This window comes from Pedobacter sp. KBS0701 (genome assembly GCF_005938645.2).
In the GTDB taxonomy this organism is placed as follows: Bacteria; Bacteroidota; Bacteroidia; order Sphingobacteriales; family Sphingobacteriaceae; genus Pedobacter.
On sequence record NZ_CP042171.1, the window covers coordinates 1,086,394 to 1,100,927 of the forward strand.

General features: G+C 36.2%; 16 protein-coding genes. 10 read left to right on the forward strand and 6 right to left on the reverse strand.

The genetic code is table 11. The features are described 5' to 3' along the window. Nucleotides 1-2 precede the first annotated feature (2 nt). From FFJ24_RS04215 to FFJ24_RS04225, 3 genes are read left to right on the forward strand one after another with little or no spacing between them, the layout of a single operon-like run. The gene (locus tag FFJ24_RS04215; protein ID WP_138822849.1) at nt 3-596 is read left to right on the forward strand and encodes a hypothetical protein; all 594 of its coding nucleotides are present in this window, start codon (nt 3-5) and stop codon (nt 594-596) included. 1 nt (nt 597) lies between these two features. Continuing rightward, on the forward strand, nt 598-1,188 hold the full coding sequence (locus FFJ24_RS04220; RefSeq protein ID WP_138822851.1) for a hypothetical protein: 591 nt from the start codon (nt 598-600) through the stop codon (nt 1,186-1,188). Between the two features lie 42 nt (nt 1,189-1,230). Continuing rightward, complete coding sequence (locus FFJ24_RS04225) at nt 1,231-1,437, forward strand: helix-turn-helix transcriptional regulator (RefSeq protein WP_138822852.1); 207 nt, start codon at nt 1,231-1,233, stop codon at nt 1,435-1,437. Between the two features lie 385 nt (nt 1,438-1,822). On the opposite strand, the gene sucC is transcribed toward FFJ24_RS04225, so the two are convergent. The 6 genes from sucC to FFJ24_RS04255 all read right to left on the reverse strand — a co-directional run bounded on the left by sucC (nt 1,823) and on the right by FFJ24_RS04255 (nt 7,633). Beyond that, entirely contained in the window at nt 1,823-3,022 is a 1,200-nt protein-coding gene (gene sucC / locus FFJ24_RS04230; RefSeq protein WP_138822854.1) for an ADP-forming succinate--CoA ligase subunit beta, read from the reverse strand. 426 nt (nt 3,023-3,448) lie between these two features. Then, on the reverse strand, nt 3,449-3,757 hold the full coding sequence (locus FFJ24_RS04235) for a hypothetical protein (protein ID WP_138822856.1): 309 nt from the start codon (nt 3,755-3,757) through the stop codon (nt 3,449-3,451). A 118-nt stretch (nt 3,758-3,875) separates the two neighbouring features. Continuing rightward, on the reverse strand, nt 3,876-4,649 hold the full coding sequence (locus FFJ24_RS04240; RefSeq protein WP_138822858.1) for a ferritin-like domain-containing protein: 774 nt from the start codon (nt 4,647-4,649) through the stop codon (nt 3,876-3,878). Between the two features lie 138 nt (nt 4,650-4,787). Continuing rightward, nucleotides 4,788-6,347 carry a DUF4173 domain-containing protein gene (locus FFJ24_RS04245; RefSeq protein ID WP_138822860.1) on the reverse strand — a complete coding sequence of 520 codons (1,560 nt, stop codon included), beginning with the start codon at nt 6,345-6,347 and terminating at the stop codon, nt 4,788-4,790. A 351-nt stretch (nt 6,348-6,698) separates the two neighbouring features. Then, a complete protein-coding gene (locus FFJ24_RS04250; protein WP_138822862.1) occupies nt 6,699-6,995 on the reverse strand; it encodes a transcriptional regulator in 297 nt (98 codons plus the stop codon). Between the two features lie 2 nt (nt 6,996-6,997). Beyond that, nucleotides 6,998-7,633 carry a hypothetical protein gene (locus FFJ24_RS04255; protein WP_138822864.1) on the reverse strand — a complete coding sequence of 212 codons (636 nt, stop codon included), beginning with the start codon at nt 7,631-7,633 and terminating at the stop codon, nt 6,998-7,000. Between the two features lie 352 nt (nt 7,634-7,985). Between FFJ24_RS04255 and FFJ24_RS04260 the strand changes: the two genes are divergently transcribed. The 7 genes from FFJ24_RS04260 (at nt 7,986) to FFJ24_RS04290 (ending at nt 14,462) form a co-directional block, all read left to right on the forward strand. Beyond that, the gene (locus tag FFJ24_RS04260; protein WP_138822866.1) at nt 7,986-8,636 is read left to right on the forward strand and encodes an ABC transporter ATP-binding protein; all 651 of its coding nucleotides are present in this window, start codon (nt 7,986-7,988) and stop codon (nt 8,634-8,636) included. Nucleotides 8,637-8,709: 73 nt separating this feature from the next. After that, the gene (locus tag FFJ24_RS04265; protein ID WP_138822868.1) at nt 8,710-9,189 is read left to right on the forward strand and encodes a hypothetical protein; all 480 of its coding nucleotides are present in this window, start codon (nt 8,710-8,712) and stop codon (nt 9,187-9,189) included. Nucleotide 9,190: 1 nt separating this feature from the next. Then, nucleotides 9,191-9,799 carry an HAD family hydrolase gene (locus FFJ24_RS04270; RefSeq protein ID WP_138822870.1) on the forward strand — a complete coding sequence of 203 codons (609 nt, stop codon included), beginning with the start codon at nt 9,191-9,193 and terminating at the stop codon, nt 9,797-9,799. Nucleotides 9,800-9,801: 2 nt separating this feature from the next. After that, nucleotides 9,802-11,343, forward strand: a complete 1,542-nt coding sequence (locus FFJ24_RS04275; protein WP_138822872.1) for a S41 family peptidase — start codon at nt 9,802-9,804, stop codon at nt 11,341-11,343. A 134-nt stretch (nt 11,344-11,477) separates the two neighbouring features. After that, the gene (locus FFJ24_RS04280) at nt 11,478-11,744 is read left to right on the forward strand and encodes a hypothetical protein (RefSeq protein ID WP_132401083.1); all 267 of its coding nucleotides are present in this window, start codon (nt 11,478-11,480) and stop codon (nt 11,742-11,744) included. A 51-nt stretch (nt 11,745-11,795) separates the two neighbouring features. After that, a complete protein-coding gene (gene dprA / locus FFJ24_RS04285) occupies nt 11,796-12,890 on the forward strand; it encodes a DNA-processing protein DprA (protein WP_138822874.1) in 1,095 nt (364 codons plus the stop codon). Nucleotides 12,891-13,100: 210 nt separating this feature from the next. Further along, nucleotides 13,101-14,462, forward strand: a complete 1,362-nt coding sequence (locus tag FFJ24_RS04290; RefSeq protein ID WP_138822876.1) for a pyridoxal-phosphate dependent enzyme — start codon at nt 13,101-13,103, stop codon at nt 14,460-14,462. Nucleotides 14,463-14,534 lie beyond the last annotated feature (72 nt).

Genomic DNA, 14,534 nt, shown 5'->3' on the forward strand with positions numbered 1-14,534 from the left:
CGATGAATAAAATTTTAAAAGTTTTTAGATATGCAGGTTTTAGCCTCGTTTTTATTGCATTAGTATCTATTATTAGCCATTTATTTTCAGCGTACAGTGATTATAAAGATGGAGCGATATCTTTTAATGTAGTAGAGAAAAATGTGAAGCCGGAAGCCAAGATTATTGGTGGAGCAAAATTTACAAATAAGTATGTGGGTACCTATCAATTTAAACCCACTTTTGTGCAGGCTATCCTTTTGTCAGATAATGCTGTTAGCAATATTGGCGCTGGTATTGTATTTTATTTAATTCTTGGAGTTACGATCTTAATTATTGCATACACCTGGCCAAATTCTATTGAAAAGTTAACTGAAAGTACATTATGGCAATTTGTATGTGCAGGAGGTATTTTGTTCATGGTTTTAAAAGGTGCTGTGTTGCTGTTAATTGATAAATATGTATTGCACTTAACCGGTAACCAATTTGGTATCCCACGTTTTCATCAGGAATCCATTAATTTCAGTATGCTCTCATTGATAGCTATACTCACCATCATTTATGAACTGCTTTCTTATTCTAGAAAGCTAAAACAAGAAAATGATTTAACCATATAATATGTGGAAAATATCTAGATTAATTAAAATTTCAGGATTTGTGTTGGTCACATCTGTTCTGATCTCATTTGTCTTTCATTTTATTTTTGCGTTTCGAGATTATAAGCAGGGTAAATTGTTTGTGGCCGTAGAGGACCGTGTTTCAGTCGAAAAAGATTCAGTGATAAACAGCATGAAATTTAAGAACTTCAATTTCGGATGCATTGAGATTAAGCCTACGTTTGAACAGGCTATTATTTTAGAAAATGAAATTTTTAAAGATTCTGGTGCAACTGCTTTTTTTTATTTGCTATCTGGAATATTTCTTTTGGTTATTTCTAATAAAAGCCAAAATTTGTTAGGGGAGATAACTCAGAAAAATATCTATAACTACATTGCTTCGGGTATATTATTGTACATAAGCTGTCAGTTTGCTTTTGCCATCTTTTTAAGGTTTTATGTTAAGGGGATTACTCATAATACATTTACCTATTATGACAGAGGATGTTTCTCAAATTTAACTTTATTGGGCCTTTTGATATTAGGAAATGCAGTTTTTCAACTTTTAATACAAGTAAGTAAACTTCAGGAAGAAAATGATTTGACGATATAAGTAGATTTCAGCTTAAACATTCCTAATTTTACGGATCTTACAATGCCAATAATAATCAACTTAGATGTAATGCTTGCCCGTCGCAAAATGTCGCTTACCGAATTGAGTGAGCGGGTAGGGATTACGATGTCTAATTTATCGATATTAAAAACCGGTAAGGCGAAGGCGATCCGTTTGGAGACTTTGGAGTCTATCTGTGCAGTTTTAGAGTGCCAGCCGGGCGATATTTTGGAGTTTCGGGGAGAGTAACTTACGAAGTCTAAAAAGGCTGAAGCCTGGGAAGGACTTCGTAAGTTTAGCGATGATTTTTTTTTGGCGAAGTACGACGAACCCAAGTTAAATAAACCTGATAGAACGGAAAGCCCGGAGCGAAGCATGAGTGAGGACTTGAAGAGATAGCAGGACTATCGTCTGCCATTAACACTGAACCTTAAATTTCCAGAAAAATTGACCACCTAAGGCATCTTAGTACATTTAGGTCAAATTGCTATTAGATTTAGATCTACCGGGGGTTTCTGGTCATGATAGTTTAAAGAACACTCCATCCTGCGGACACCCCTCTAAAAGAGGGGAATAAAAAAACCTTCCAGTTTTCACTGAAAGGTTTATACGATATGATAATGCTTTAAGCTTATTACGCTTGTTCAGCCAATACTTTAGTTACTAAATCAGCAGCTTCTTTTAAAGCGATTGCTGAATAAACCTGTAAGCCAGACTCATCGATTAATTTTTTAGCTTCTTCAGCATTTGTACCTTGTAAACGGCAGATAATTGGCACAGGGATATTACCGATTTCTTTATAAGCATCGATTACACCTTGAGCAACACGGTCGCAACGAACGATACCGCCGAAAATATTGATCAAAATTGCTTTAACGTTAGGGTCTTTCAAAATAATGTTGAAAGCCGCTTTAACCGTTTGCGCATTTGCAGTTCCACCAACATCTAAAAAGTTAGCAGGCTCACCACCAGCCAGTTTGATGATATCCATGGTAGCCATTGCTAAACCAGCACCGTTAACCATACAACCTACGTTACCATCAAGGTTAACGAAGTTTAGGTTCGAGGCACTTGCTTCAACTTCCATTGGATCTTCTTCCGTAACGTCGCGCATTGCTGCATAATCAGGGTGACGGAATAATGCGTTTTCATCTAAATTCACTTTAGCATCAACAGCAATTACTTTATCATCAGAAGTTTTTAATACCGGGTTAATTTCGAACATTGAAGAATCGGTTGCTTCGTAAGCTTTGTATAAAGCAGTAACGAATTTTACCATTTCTTTGAAAGCGTTACCGCTAACACCTAAGTTGAAAGCAATTTTACGTGCCTGGAAACCTTGTAAACCAACTTTAGGATCAATTTCTTCTTTAAAAATTAAGTGTGGCGTATGCTCTGCAACTTCTTCGATATCCATACCACCTTCGGTGCTGTACATGATGATATTGCGACCTTTTGCACGATCTAACAATACAGAAATGTAGAATTCTTTGGTTTCAGAAGCACCTGGATAATAAACATCCTGAGCCACTAAAATTTTGTTCACTTTTTTACCTTCAGGACCGGTTTGAGGAGTAATCAACTGCATGCCGATAATGTCGGTTGCACGTTGTTTAACTTCATCAAGGTTTTTGGCTAATTTTACACCACCACCTTTACCGCGACCACCAGCGTGGATTTGCGCTTTAATTACAACCCAGTCAGAATTGTAATCTACTTTCAGTTGTTTAGCAGCCTCAACAGCTTGCTCAGGAGTATCGGCAACAATTCCTTCTTGAACGTTAACACCGAAACTTTTTAATATCTGTTTACCCTGGTATTCGTGAATATTCATCTGTTTATATTTTTGTCTTTATCTGTCAGATGGAGCCTATTACTATTGAAATAATTATTTTAATAGTATCGGGTTCATTTGCTACAAAATTTGCCCAAAGCTACAATTTCAAACCCTTTAAACAAATAGCAATTGCCGATTTTTTAAGAAAATGAACGTTTTATGTTAATCGGGAAATTAGTGCCGGTAATGTGCAGTAGTTTATGGTGTCCGGCTGATTTCGCAGAGATTTTTCATTTGAAAGTGAGGGCCTGGTTCTTCGTGGCGGCTAGTGGCCCTGCTTTTCGCTATAAGTCCTCACTACGCTCCGGGCTTATCGCTGCAATCAGGCTTAAAAACAAAGTTGGTTCCTGTAAATGCAAAAAAGAATATTTCCTCTGCGCTAATCATCTTGAATTTGCAGAAACAAATGGTTAATAGTGTTCTTTAACTTCCGGCAAACGGTGTTCCAAAGATACCAACCGCCAATTCTGCCCAGATGAGAAATAGCGCCAGCAAAATGACAACAAGAGTTATTGTTCTTAACTTGCCGGTTTTTAAGTTTCTGATCACCAGTTCTATAGTCAAACACGTGCTGAGCAATAAAATTCCTGCGGTTACAAAATCAGATAGCGTCCAATTCACTTCATTTGTAAATTGCATAGCAACTAGTGGAATGGCCAATATGCATGCCATTACGCTTAAAAAGATGATCATTCTTAGTTTGCCTGAGCTAAGTGTTTCTTGATTTTTCATGATTTTTATAATTGTAATATCTGATTTAAATCGTTAATAATTAAACCTTTGCTTCCCGGTGCGAAATTGCACCGGGAAAACTAAATCCAACAAAAGTTCAGCAAAGGCGAGAGGTTAATTACAAAAGATTTTGATTTAATTCTTTAAATGAAAGTGTCAGTTGCTCTTCTTTTTCATAAAGGACAGATTTACCCGCAACCTTACCTAATTTATATTTCATCTTGTTGAAATAGCGATAAAAGTTAAGCTTACCTGCTTTAAATAATGTTTTATGTGCCAGCCAAACCACTAAACTTGTACAGAGAAAGAAGCACGAATAGGCATGGTAAGCAATCCACTTTGAAACGGCATTTTTTTGGCTGAAAATAATGTAGAGGCGTTCTCTTTGAAAAGTAATGTGAGTCGCCTCATCAATCAGGATATCGGTACAGATCTGTTTGAGCAATGTGCAGTTTGAGGCATCTTTAAGTGCCTGGTAAAATATTTGTGCAGCGCTTTCTACGGTAATTACAGCGATTGTCCAAAGCTCCATGTTGGTGTTGAAATACCTTATTTTCCTGAATAAGGTATCGCCCCAATCTTTCGTAATTCTCTGTTCTCCAATTAAATCGAGGTATTTACCTAAGTTGTTGCCATGTTTTTGCTCTTCTTTAATGAAAAGTTTAACAGCCTCCAGGTATTCTTCATCATTTATAGTTTTCGCATATTTTTTTGAAGCGTTGATCAAATGTTTGCCTTCTGACGTTTCACCAAGCTGCCAGGCCTGCAGCGACTTTAGAATATTTTGTTTTTCTGAATCCAAAATTTCCGGTTTTAGTGTCCAATCTATCCTATTAATTTTGGTGTTATTTGAGAAATGATTCGTCCAATATGCTGAGATATGTATTTTCATGATATTGCTGATTAATTTTTATTCTTCGTCGGTTGTAGGCTGAAAATTTGGTGAACAGTACGGTTCAAAACGAACCACGCTAATGCCATTAATGCCGAAGCCATGGCCATTATTTTATATCTTCTATCCATTTTGTTTTTATTTGTTCAAACCAAAATATTCTGCCGTATTCCAGTCCTGTAAATTCCACGATAACCAGCTCGATTTTTCGTAACGCGCTTTAAAGTAACCAATCCTTTGGTCTAATTTTCTCATCAGTACTTCTTCTGGTTGACCTACTTTGGCAACTTCCGAATCGTTATTAGTTGAAGGATGGATTTTTGAACGGTTTTTATCCAAAAATGGAAGTGTTTTTTCTGATAAGGAGGTTAAATAGTAAGGGTCGATAGAAACGACATCAACATGGTTTAGGTTATACTTCACAATTAAAACATCCCAGTTAATAAAGGTAAAAGTCAACAACAGCGCAAACCAGATATTTCCATTTACCTTGAAAAGATAGAATATGGTTTTCTGTTTGGCTACTTTAAAATAAACCGTTGCCAGGCCAATGATACAAAGGGTGGCAAATACCAGTACGCCTATCCGTTTATGCGTTAAGCCATGAAATTCAATATAATAGCCATCACGGATAAATACTGATATGATCAGGATAAAATTCTGAACCATCCAGGTATAGGCTAATAACCTTAATGTTCTGCTTTTGTGGTAAAAGTTTAAGTTCCCCCTAAAATAATAGAGAATTATTGCCATGGCCATTACAATGCTGAAGATTAATGAATTTGTGCCCTGGTGTAATTCTCCCGAAAAATTGCCTGAAGGTTCATAGCCAAACCAAAGTGTAGTAATATCAATAGCATTTAACATTAGCAACAACAGGTTAAGTGCGGCGAAAGAAATAATGCCTACGATGTATTCCGTTTTTAGTGCCATTTTTCGCGTTAACAGGTTGCCGGTAAACGTTTGTACAATATTGTACCATATTGTTTTCTGAGCTAAGCTTCTTCTGATCCGTACCAATTGCTCTTTACATTTCAGTTCTGCTTTCTCCAGGCTTTTATTAAAAAATGCCAGCAATAAACCACTGGTTAAAATCAGGCCAAAAAAGAAGTGCATAATGCGTCCGATACTTAAATCCTTGAAAAAGAAATGAAGCATATTTTCGAAGAAATTACCAATGCTGGTGAGCAGCGCCTCTGCATAATGAGCAAAAACATTGCTGGCTGCGGCATATAAGCAGGCAAAAATGGTTACAATGATTACCGGGATAAAAATGTATTTGATTAAGGTGAAAACAGGCTTCAGTTTAAAATTACCGATGCTGATTTTACTTAAATTTTGAATTGCATTGAAAGGAACGGTTACCATCTGTAAAATTGCTGCAAGAAAAGCAGTGAAAATTGTTCTGATCTGTTGATTATGACTAAAACCAATAAACAGTAAAAGACTGATGTAATAAGTTGCTACTGATAAATCGGAGTTGTTGATTACCACCAGCACTGCGGCCAGTAAATGTGCTAAGCCATAAATTTTAAATTTGGTGCTTTTTACTACGTCTGGGTTGATAAAAGTAATAATCAAAAGATAAATGCTATAGATGAGTAAATTAACAGCTAAGCGTTCTTTCCAAAAGAGAAAAGTAAATAACAGGCCGCCTAGTAGGACAGATAGCAGCAAGAGGTTGGATTTATTTTTCATTTTACAATGTGATTGTGGTTATAATTAAAAAGTACATAATGGCAATAGGAATATTAATAAGTTGAAGTAATATGGTCGATATGGAGGATGTCCTGTTTGATGTGTAGAGGAAACATGAAATAATCAGGGCAAGCATTACAAATAGATTAATCAAAATGGCAATAGAAATGTATATCATGCCAAAAGAAATCAGAAATTGGGTCCTGAAAATACAAAAGCTAATAAATAGGGCAGTTCCCCCAATAAAAGAAACCAGTGTGGTTTTCTTTCCAATTTTAATAATTAAAAATTCTAGTGATTTCATTCTTTAAAAGTGCTTTGTATTTCAAAGTGTATGGTCAAAAAAAATAGTTATAGCTTTTTAATCATTTTTTCAAGTGCATCTAAATGTGCCTTAAAAGCTTGTTTGCCCAAAGCGGTAATGGAGTAGGTGGTGCTGGTTTTGCGACCAATAAAACCTTTGTGTACTTTAATAAAATCAGCCTGTTCCAAAGTATTCAGGTGGGAGGCCAGGTTGCCATCAGTCAGCTCAAGCATTTGTTTCAGGTCGTTAAAACCAATTTCGTTGTTTACCACCAGGACAGACATGACGCCTAACCTGATCCGGCTATCGAATATTTTATTTAAATCTGCTATCGGGTTTTTCATCCTTACTGACCTCTCTCATATTTAAAATACATTAAAAGACCATAAACAATGTGTAGTATCCCAAAGCCAAAAGCCCAAAAAATTAACCCGTAACCCACGTAAAACATACATATCAATCCAAGTATTACCTCGCAAAGTCCCAGGTAGCGAATGTCGCTATAAGTATATTTACTGGCATTAATAAGTGCTAAACCATAAAAAATTAAACAACTCGGGGCAATAATGGTATAGGTGTTAGGATGGTTAATCAATAAAGCAATAATGAACAAACCTCCTGCAACCAATGGAATAAATAAGTTAATTAAAAGTGATTTAGAGGTCTTGTCCCAGATGGGAAGATTGTTTTTCTGACTTTTCCTGTAGGTAAATAGAAGGCCGCCGGCTAAGGCAATCACTAAAACAAAGATGCCCAGTTTTATCAGGTTAAACTCCAGGTCCATTTCTCCATCTATACCATAGCCATAACCCCGTTTATTAATGAATTTGTTAATTTCATCGTTTGCAAAATAAGCCCCGATTAAAGCAATCACGCCTGCAAAAACACCAGATAATCCGCTCAAAGAAATAAATCTTGATGATCTGTCCATTATCTGTCTGATATCTTTTAGGGTATTCAATTGTTCTTCCGGACTATTCATTTTAAAAGTGCTTTGTTTTTCAAAGTTAAATAAGAAAATGATAATTGCAAATCTTTTTTATTTTTTATTGGTTAATGTGAGGTTGGTAGTTGGTTAATGGCCAAAAAGTTCATGGTTAATAGTCTGAATATTCAAGAGATATATTTATTAATAATTATATGATAATCAATGAGTTATATGTGTAAAATTATTGCCGGTTTAAGCTAATCAACTATTAGGCGATTATTTATGAATCAATAAACGATAAAACTATTGCATCAGTAATCATGAACTAATAAACCATCAACTATGAACCAATAACCATTGGCCAATGAACTATTGAACTAACAAACCATTTTGCTAAATTTGAACCATGCTAAAAGCCACTGGAATAAGAAAATCGTACGGAAATCTACAAATTTTAAAAGGGGTAAATTTTGAAGTACAAAAAGGGGAGATTGTAAGTATTATTGGACCATCTGGTGCAGGTAAAAGTACTTTATTACATATTTTAGGAACATTAGATAAACCTGATGAAGGATTTGTAGAATTAAAAGGTACAGTTATAAATAAATTGAATGGCGATTTGTTGAGTATTTTCCGAAATCAGAACATCGGTTTTGTATTTCAGTTTCACCATTTGTTGCCAGAATTTAGTGCCATTGAAAATATCTGCATTCCTGCATTTATTGCCAAAACCAATAAAAAACAGGCTGAAAATAGGGCGCTTGAGCTACTAGATCTGTTTGGGCTTAAAGATAGGGGGCAGCATAAGCCCAATCAGCTGTCTGGGGGTGAACAACAAAGGGTGGCCATTGCCAGAGCACTGATCAATAATCCTTCGATTATATTGGCAGATGAGCCTTCAGGGAATTTGGACTCCGAAAATGCAGCAGGATTACACCAGCTGTTTGTGACTTTGCGCGATAATTTCCAGCAAACATTTGTAATTGTTACGCACAACGAACACCTTGCAAAAACCAGCGACCGTGTAGTGAGCATGAAAGACGGTTTAATTGTCTAAGGTCATGATCATTCCCTAATTCACTCACTTAATCACTCATTAATTACTAATTTACTCATTCAATCATTATACCTTGAAAATACTGATAACAGGAGGGAACAATGCCAAAGCTTTGAAGCTGATGAAAGCATTCCCCAGCCATTTTGTGCTGTTGGCCGATTATGGTGATGTGCCGGCGATAGTTACTGAAAGCTATGCCTTTTCATCGCTGGGGCTGCTCAATAAAGATAGTATTGCTCATATGCTATTAAATTTTTGCATCACAGAAGCCATAGATTGTATCATTCCTCTGCACGAGTATGAAGTTGTGCCTCTGGCTAAATCTGCAGTGCTTTTTGGGGAGTATGGAATCCAGGTGCTTTTGCCCGATGCTGATGTAATTGCTGACTATTTGACTACAGAAAAGGTTACTCGTCAAAATTTTGCCGTGTTTGTTCATGGCGAACGGATTTTTTCAACCGAAGAGCATTTTGTTCCTAAAAATGGATCTTCAAACCTGAATGGCGTTTTTAGCTATAACCATACTAATGACCTAAAACTTTTTACAATTTAATATGGATGTATATCAATATGTTACAGACAAACAAGCTGTCATTTTTGAGTTAGATAATGTACTTTTTCCTGAAAAAGACTATTTATTACAGGTTTATTACCTTTTTGCACAGTTTATAGAATATACGGAACAAAAAAATGCGCAGCCCATCATCAATTTTATGCAGGCTGAATATGAAAATAATGGAACGGATGTGCTTTTCGAAAAAACAGCTAAACAATTTGGGATTGATGAAAAATATAAATACAATTTCGATCTCCTGCATTTAAATGCCCGTTTGCCACTTAAGTTGCTGCTCTTTAAAAATATGCTTGAGTTTATGCAGGAGTTGGTTGTAAACCGTAAACAGATCTTTATTGTAACGGCTGGTAATCCGGAACAACAACTTAATAAAATTAAGCAAACAGAGTGGAATGGGCTGGAGCAATATCTTACCGTATATTTTGTTAATGAACTTGGTCAATCTAAAGCAGAAATTTTTCAGAATATACTAAACAGCAATAATTTATCGCCTAACCAAGCGTTAGTTGTTGGTGCAAATAAATTTGATGAGCAACAATCTAAACTAATTAATTTGCCGTATATTGTGTCACTAGAAATTTACAAGTAAATATGCTTAGAAAATTTATTTCGCAAAATGCATTTTTATATGCTTTGCTTATTGTGGTTGGATTTACCGTGTCGTGTAAAAAATCGAATAATAATCCTGACGCCAATACAGATGTTGAATCCAACCTGTTGCAAACACCAACCAGCGATCGGACACTACTCACTAAAGACTCTATCTTTCTTTACGCCAAGCAAACCTATTATTGGAATAAGAGTTTGCCTACTTACGATAAATTCAATCCAAGAGCTTTTTCATCCAACGAGAAATTGTTGTATGCAATGACTCAGATTGCAATTAATCCGCAAACAAACAAACCATACGAATATGTAGAGCGTTCAACCTCTCCTAAATATTCTTTTATAGATGATGGCTCTGTTGCTGGTCAGTTGGGGGGCGTGAATGGTGATTTTGGATTTTCGGTGTTTTTTGCAGGAGATAACGATTTGAGGATTAAATATGTGTATGCTGCATCACCTGCGGCCGGTCAGGGACTAAAAAGAGGGTATCAGATTATAAAAATTAATGGTAATTCAACCATAAATACTAGTGATGCCAGTATTAATTATGTAGTGAATGCGATTTTTGGATCTAACACTACTGTTGCCTTAACTGTTTTAAAACCTGATCAGACCACTCAGGATGTAACGGTAACTAAGGCTGAATATAATGTTAACCCAATATTATTTAGTAAGACATATACTATTGGCGCTAAAAAAGTGGGGTATATTGTTTTTAACACCTTTACAACAAATTCTGCAACCTTGTTAGATAAGGCTTTCAGTCAATTCACTACGGATGGTATTACCGAGCTGATTGTAGATTTAAGGTATAATGGTGGTGGATCGGTACAAACATCAGAGGCCTTTGCCAACCTGATTGCACCTTCTACACAAAATGGTAAAGTAATGTATACTACTTACTGGACACAAACTATGCAGGATGATCAAGCCACAATTCTTCAGAACCAAAAGTTTTATGCTAAAGGTAATGATGGGGTAACACGGATGTATTCTTATTTTGATTATTCTTATAAACCTACAGTTGCAGCCGGAAACCAGGAGGTTTTTGCTAAACGTGGTTCGCTTAATGGCTTAACAAGAGTTTACTTTATTGTAACAGGTGGAACAGCATCTGCCAGTGAGTTGTTGATTAACAATTTGAAACCTGTAATCGATGTTAAATTGATCGGCAAGAAAACTTATGGCAAACCAGTTGGTTTTTTCTCCATCCGCATAGATAAAAACGACTTGTATATTCCACAGTTTGAAACCAAAAATCAATTAAATCAAGGTGGTTACTTTGATGGAATGGCTGTTGATAAAGATATTTTTGATGATGTAACCAAAGATTTTGGAGATCCTACAGAAAAACTATTGGCACAGGCTTTATATTATTCTGCCAATGGAAATTTCTCTGCTTTACTGAAAGACAATACCATTAGCAGTACATCACCACTATCTAAAACCCGTGTTGAAGATTTGTCTGGCAAAATGGACCATGATTTTAAAGGAATGGTTGAAACCAGAAAGCTGAAGTTTAAATAATTTTCTGAAAGGGCCAGTTTTGTATCTCAAATCTGGCCCTTTTTATATTGTTACTGCAATATTTGAGTAAATAAGTATTGCTTTTTTTATAAAAAATTGATAAGCTTGTTTAACATTAATCGTTAAAGAGACTCATGCCAATAGAAATTGTAGAAAAGGAACATATTAGTTATTTAAATATCATCAATGCTAAGGAAGATCACTCCCATGAACTGCAAACCAAACTTGATGAAGCGCAAAGGTTAGGTAATGAATTTAAATCAAAAGCCGTCATTACTTTTAATACAACCATCGGTCCGAAACGTGTTGATACAACAGTTTGGGCAGTAACAGAGAAATATATACAGCTAAAAAACAATATTCATATTCCGTTAAAAAGTTTAATAGACATTGATTTTTAAGCTTGCTTTAAGGAAATAAATCATCCCGAATTTATTTAACCTTATCAGATTATGAGCACGCTACATAAAATTGCCTTAACTTTTATTAAATCTATCGGTCCGGTAACGGCCAAAAACCTTCTTGCCTATTGCGGAAGTGCTGAGCAAATATTTTCGGCAAATAAAAAACAGCTCTTGCAGATTCCGGGCATTGGAGAAAAAACAATTGAAGCCATTCGTGGTACCGATGCCTTGATCAGGGCCAGGCAAGAATTGGATTTTATTGAAAAACATGGGATAGAAGTATTGTTTTTTTCAGACGAGAGATATCCTAAAAGGTTAAAGAATTGTATCGATTCGCCCATCCTGCTTTATGCCAAAGGTACAGTTGATTTTAACCAGCAGCGTATCATCAGCGTTGTTGGAACCCGTAATGCAACAGTTTACGGGAAAAATCTCTGTAAAGAGTTGTGTGAAGTTTTGGCGCCATATCATGTTTTAATCGTTAGTGGCCTGGCTTACGGCATTGATGTAACCACCCATAAAGAATGCCTGGCAAATCATATTCCTACTGTTGGGGTACTTGGTCATGGTTTAGACCGGATGTATCCAAAAATTCATAAAACAGTTGCTCAGAAAATGGTTCTGAATGGAGGCCTGCTCACCGAGTTCCCAATCCTGACCAATCCCGACCGGCCTAATTTTCCACAAAGAAACCGGATTATTGCCGGCATTGCAGATGTTACCGTGGTTGTTGAAGCGTCAATAAAAGGCGGGGCCTTAATTACCGCAGAAATCGCAAATTCCTACAATAAGGATGTATATGCTTTTCCAGGTAGAACAAATGACGTTTTTTCAGAAGGATGTAATTTCCTGATTAAGACCAATAGAGCTGGATTAATCACCAATGCTAATGACTTGATTTATTACCTGGGTTGGGATGATGAGGTAAAGGTGAAGCATAATGTTCAACAAACCACCTTACAGCTGAGCCTTACACCTAATGAGGAGCGGGTTATTAGCGCATTAAAAAATGGCCAGCTTTCTATAGATGAACTTTGCACGCAATTGAATATTCAGCAAAGTAAACTGGCAATTGTAATCCTTACCTTAGAGATGCAGGGTGTTATTGTTTCATTACCAGGAAAAATTTACAAGTTGGTGTAATGAGGACTAGATATTAGATTTCTCTATTCTGTTTCACTACAGTCGAAATTAACCTACTTTTGCATTGCGTTTTGCCTAATAATCAATCTATAATACCTATCATAATTATAGATTATGGAATTAAATTCTTTTAAATTTTAATTTTCGAAATTTTGTTTCAAATAAAATATAGTTTATAAAATACTTAATGCCTTTGCTTAATTTTGTGATATGTGGTACAATAATATTTTAGAAACCATTGGCAATACGCCGCTGGTAAAATTGAATACGATTACAAAAGGTGTTCCGGGGACAATCCTTGCCAAAATAGAGACGACTAATCCAGGCAACTCGATTAAAGACCGTATGGCGGTTAAAATGATTGAGGATGCCGAGAAAAGCGGGAAACTAAAACCAGGCGGAACAATTATTGAAGGAACATCCGGAAATACAGGTATGGGCCTGGCTATGGCCGCTATTATTAAAGGTTATAAATGTATTTTTACCACAACTGATAAACAATCAAAAGAAAAGGTTGATGCTTTACGTGCTTTTGGTGCCGAGGTAATCGTTTGTCCCACAAACGTTGAACCGGAAGATCCCCGTTCATATTATTCTGTTTCTTCTCGTTTAGAACGCGAGGTTCCAAATTCATGGAAACCCAATCAGTATGATAATTTAGCCAATTCACAGGCGCATTATGAGCAAACTGGTCCTGAGATATGGGCACAAACAGAAGGTAAAATTACACACTTAGTAGTTGGTGTAGGTACAGGTGGAACCATTTCCGGAACGGGGAAATATCTGAAAGAAAAGAACCCGGATATTAAAATCTGGGGAATTGATACGTATGGCTCTGTTTTCAAAAAATATAAGGAGACCGGCATTTTTGATAAGGATGAGATTTATCCTTACATCACAGAGGGTATCGGTGAAGATTTTCTTCCGGCAAACGTAAATTTTGATGTGATCGATTTATTCGAAAAGGTTACCGATAAAGATGCGGCTTTAATGACGCGCGATATCGCGCGTAAAGAGGGGATTTTCGTGGGTAACTCTGCCGGCGCTGCTATTGGTGGATTAATTCAGTTAAAAGATAAACTGAAGCCGGAAGATGTGGTTGTCGTTATTTTTCACGACCACGGCAGCCGTTACATGGGTAAAATGTACAATGAAGATTGGTTACGCGAACGCGGATTTTTACAGGACGAAAAATTAACCGCTAAATCAATTTTGGCTAAAAAAGAAAGCACAGAGATTGTAACACTTGATGCTCAGAAATCAGTACTCGAGGCTATTAATACCATTAAATCGATGAATATTTCTCAAATTCCGGTAACTCAGCAAGGAATGATTGTGGGTAAAATTGCCGAAAGTGATATTTTATCTGCCTTGCTTGAAAATCCAGGCTTAAAATCAGCTCCGATTTCAGAAATCATGACGGCTACTTTCCCGTTTGTGGATTTGAATACGTCGATTGATAAAATTTCTTCGTTGATTAATAAAGAAAACTCAGCAGTTTTAGTGGAAGATGAATCTGGAAAGATCGAGATTATCACTCAGTACGATATTATTAATGCGATATCAGGGTAAGAAGAAGTAAAATGGAAAATGTGAGATGAATGATGGTGTAATTCCTACGATCGTCCTCCTGAACTTGTTTCA

What these genes read in the sequence shown, in the direction of transcription:
- FFJ24_RS04215 (WP_138822849.1), top strand. Translation starts at nt 3, where the DNA reads ATGAATAAAATTTTAAAAGTTTTTAGATATGCAGGTTTTAGCCTCGTT.
- FFJ24_RS04220 (WP_138822851.1), top strand. Translation starts at nt 598, where the DNA reads ATGTGGAAAATATCTAGATTAATTAAAATTTCAGGATTTGTGTTGGTC.
- FFJ24_RS04225 (WP_138822852.1), top strand. Translation starts at nt 1,231, where the DNA reads ATGCCAATAATAATCAACTTAGATGTAATGCTTGCCCGTCGCAAAATG.
- sucC (WP_138822854.1), bottom strand. Translation starts at nt 3,022, where the DNA reads ATGAATATTCACGAATACCAGGGTAAACAGATATTAAAAAGTTTCGGT.
- FFJ24_RS04235 (WP_138822856.1), bottom strand. Translation starts at nt 3,757, where the DNA reads ATGAAAAATCAAGAAACACTTAGCTCAGGCAAACTAAGAATGATCATC.
- FFJ24_RS04240 (WP_138822858.1), bottom strand. Translation starts at nt 4,649, where the DNA reads ATGAAAATACATATCTCAGCATATTGGACGAATCATTTCTCAAATAAC.
- FFJ24_RS04245 (WP_138822860.1), bottom strand. Translation starts at nt 6,347, where the DNA reads ATGAAAAATAAATCCAACCTCTTGCTGCTATCTGTCCTACTAGGCGGC.
- FFJ24_RS04250 (WP_138822862.1), bottom strand. Translation starts at nt 6,995, where the DNA reads ATGAAAAACCCGATAGCAGATTTAAATAAAATATTCGATAGCCGGATC.
- FFJ24_RS04255 (WP_138822864.1), bottom strand. Translation starts at nt 7,633, where the DNA reads ATGAATAGTCCGGAAGAACAATTGAATACCCTAAAAGATATCAGACAG.
- FFJ24_RS04260 (WP_138822866.1), top strand. Translation starts at nt 7,986, where the DNA reads ATGCTAAAAGCCACTGGAATAAGAAAATCGTACGGAAATCTACAAATT.
- FFJ24_RS04270 (WP_138822870.1), top strand. Translation starts at nt 9,191, where the DNA reads ATGGATGTATATCAATATGTTACAGACAAACAAGCTGTCATTTTTGAG.
- FFJ24_RS04275 (WP_138822872.1), top strand. Translation starts at nt 9,802, where the DNA reads ATGCTTAGAAAATTTATTTCGCAAAATGCATTTTTATATGCTTTGCTT.
- FFJ24_RS04280 (WP_132401083.1), top strand. Translation starts at nt 11,478, where the DNA reads ATGCCAATAGAAATTGTAGAAAAGGAACATATTAGTTATTTAAATATC.
- dprA (WP_138822874.1), top strand. Translation starts at nt 11,796, where the DNA reads ATGAGCACGCTACATAAAATTGCCTTAACTTTTATTAAATCTATCGGT.
- FFJ24_RS04290 (WP_138822876.1), top strand. Translation starts at nt 13,101, where the DNA reads ATGTGGTACAATAATATTTTAGAAACCATTGGCAATACGCCGCTGGTA.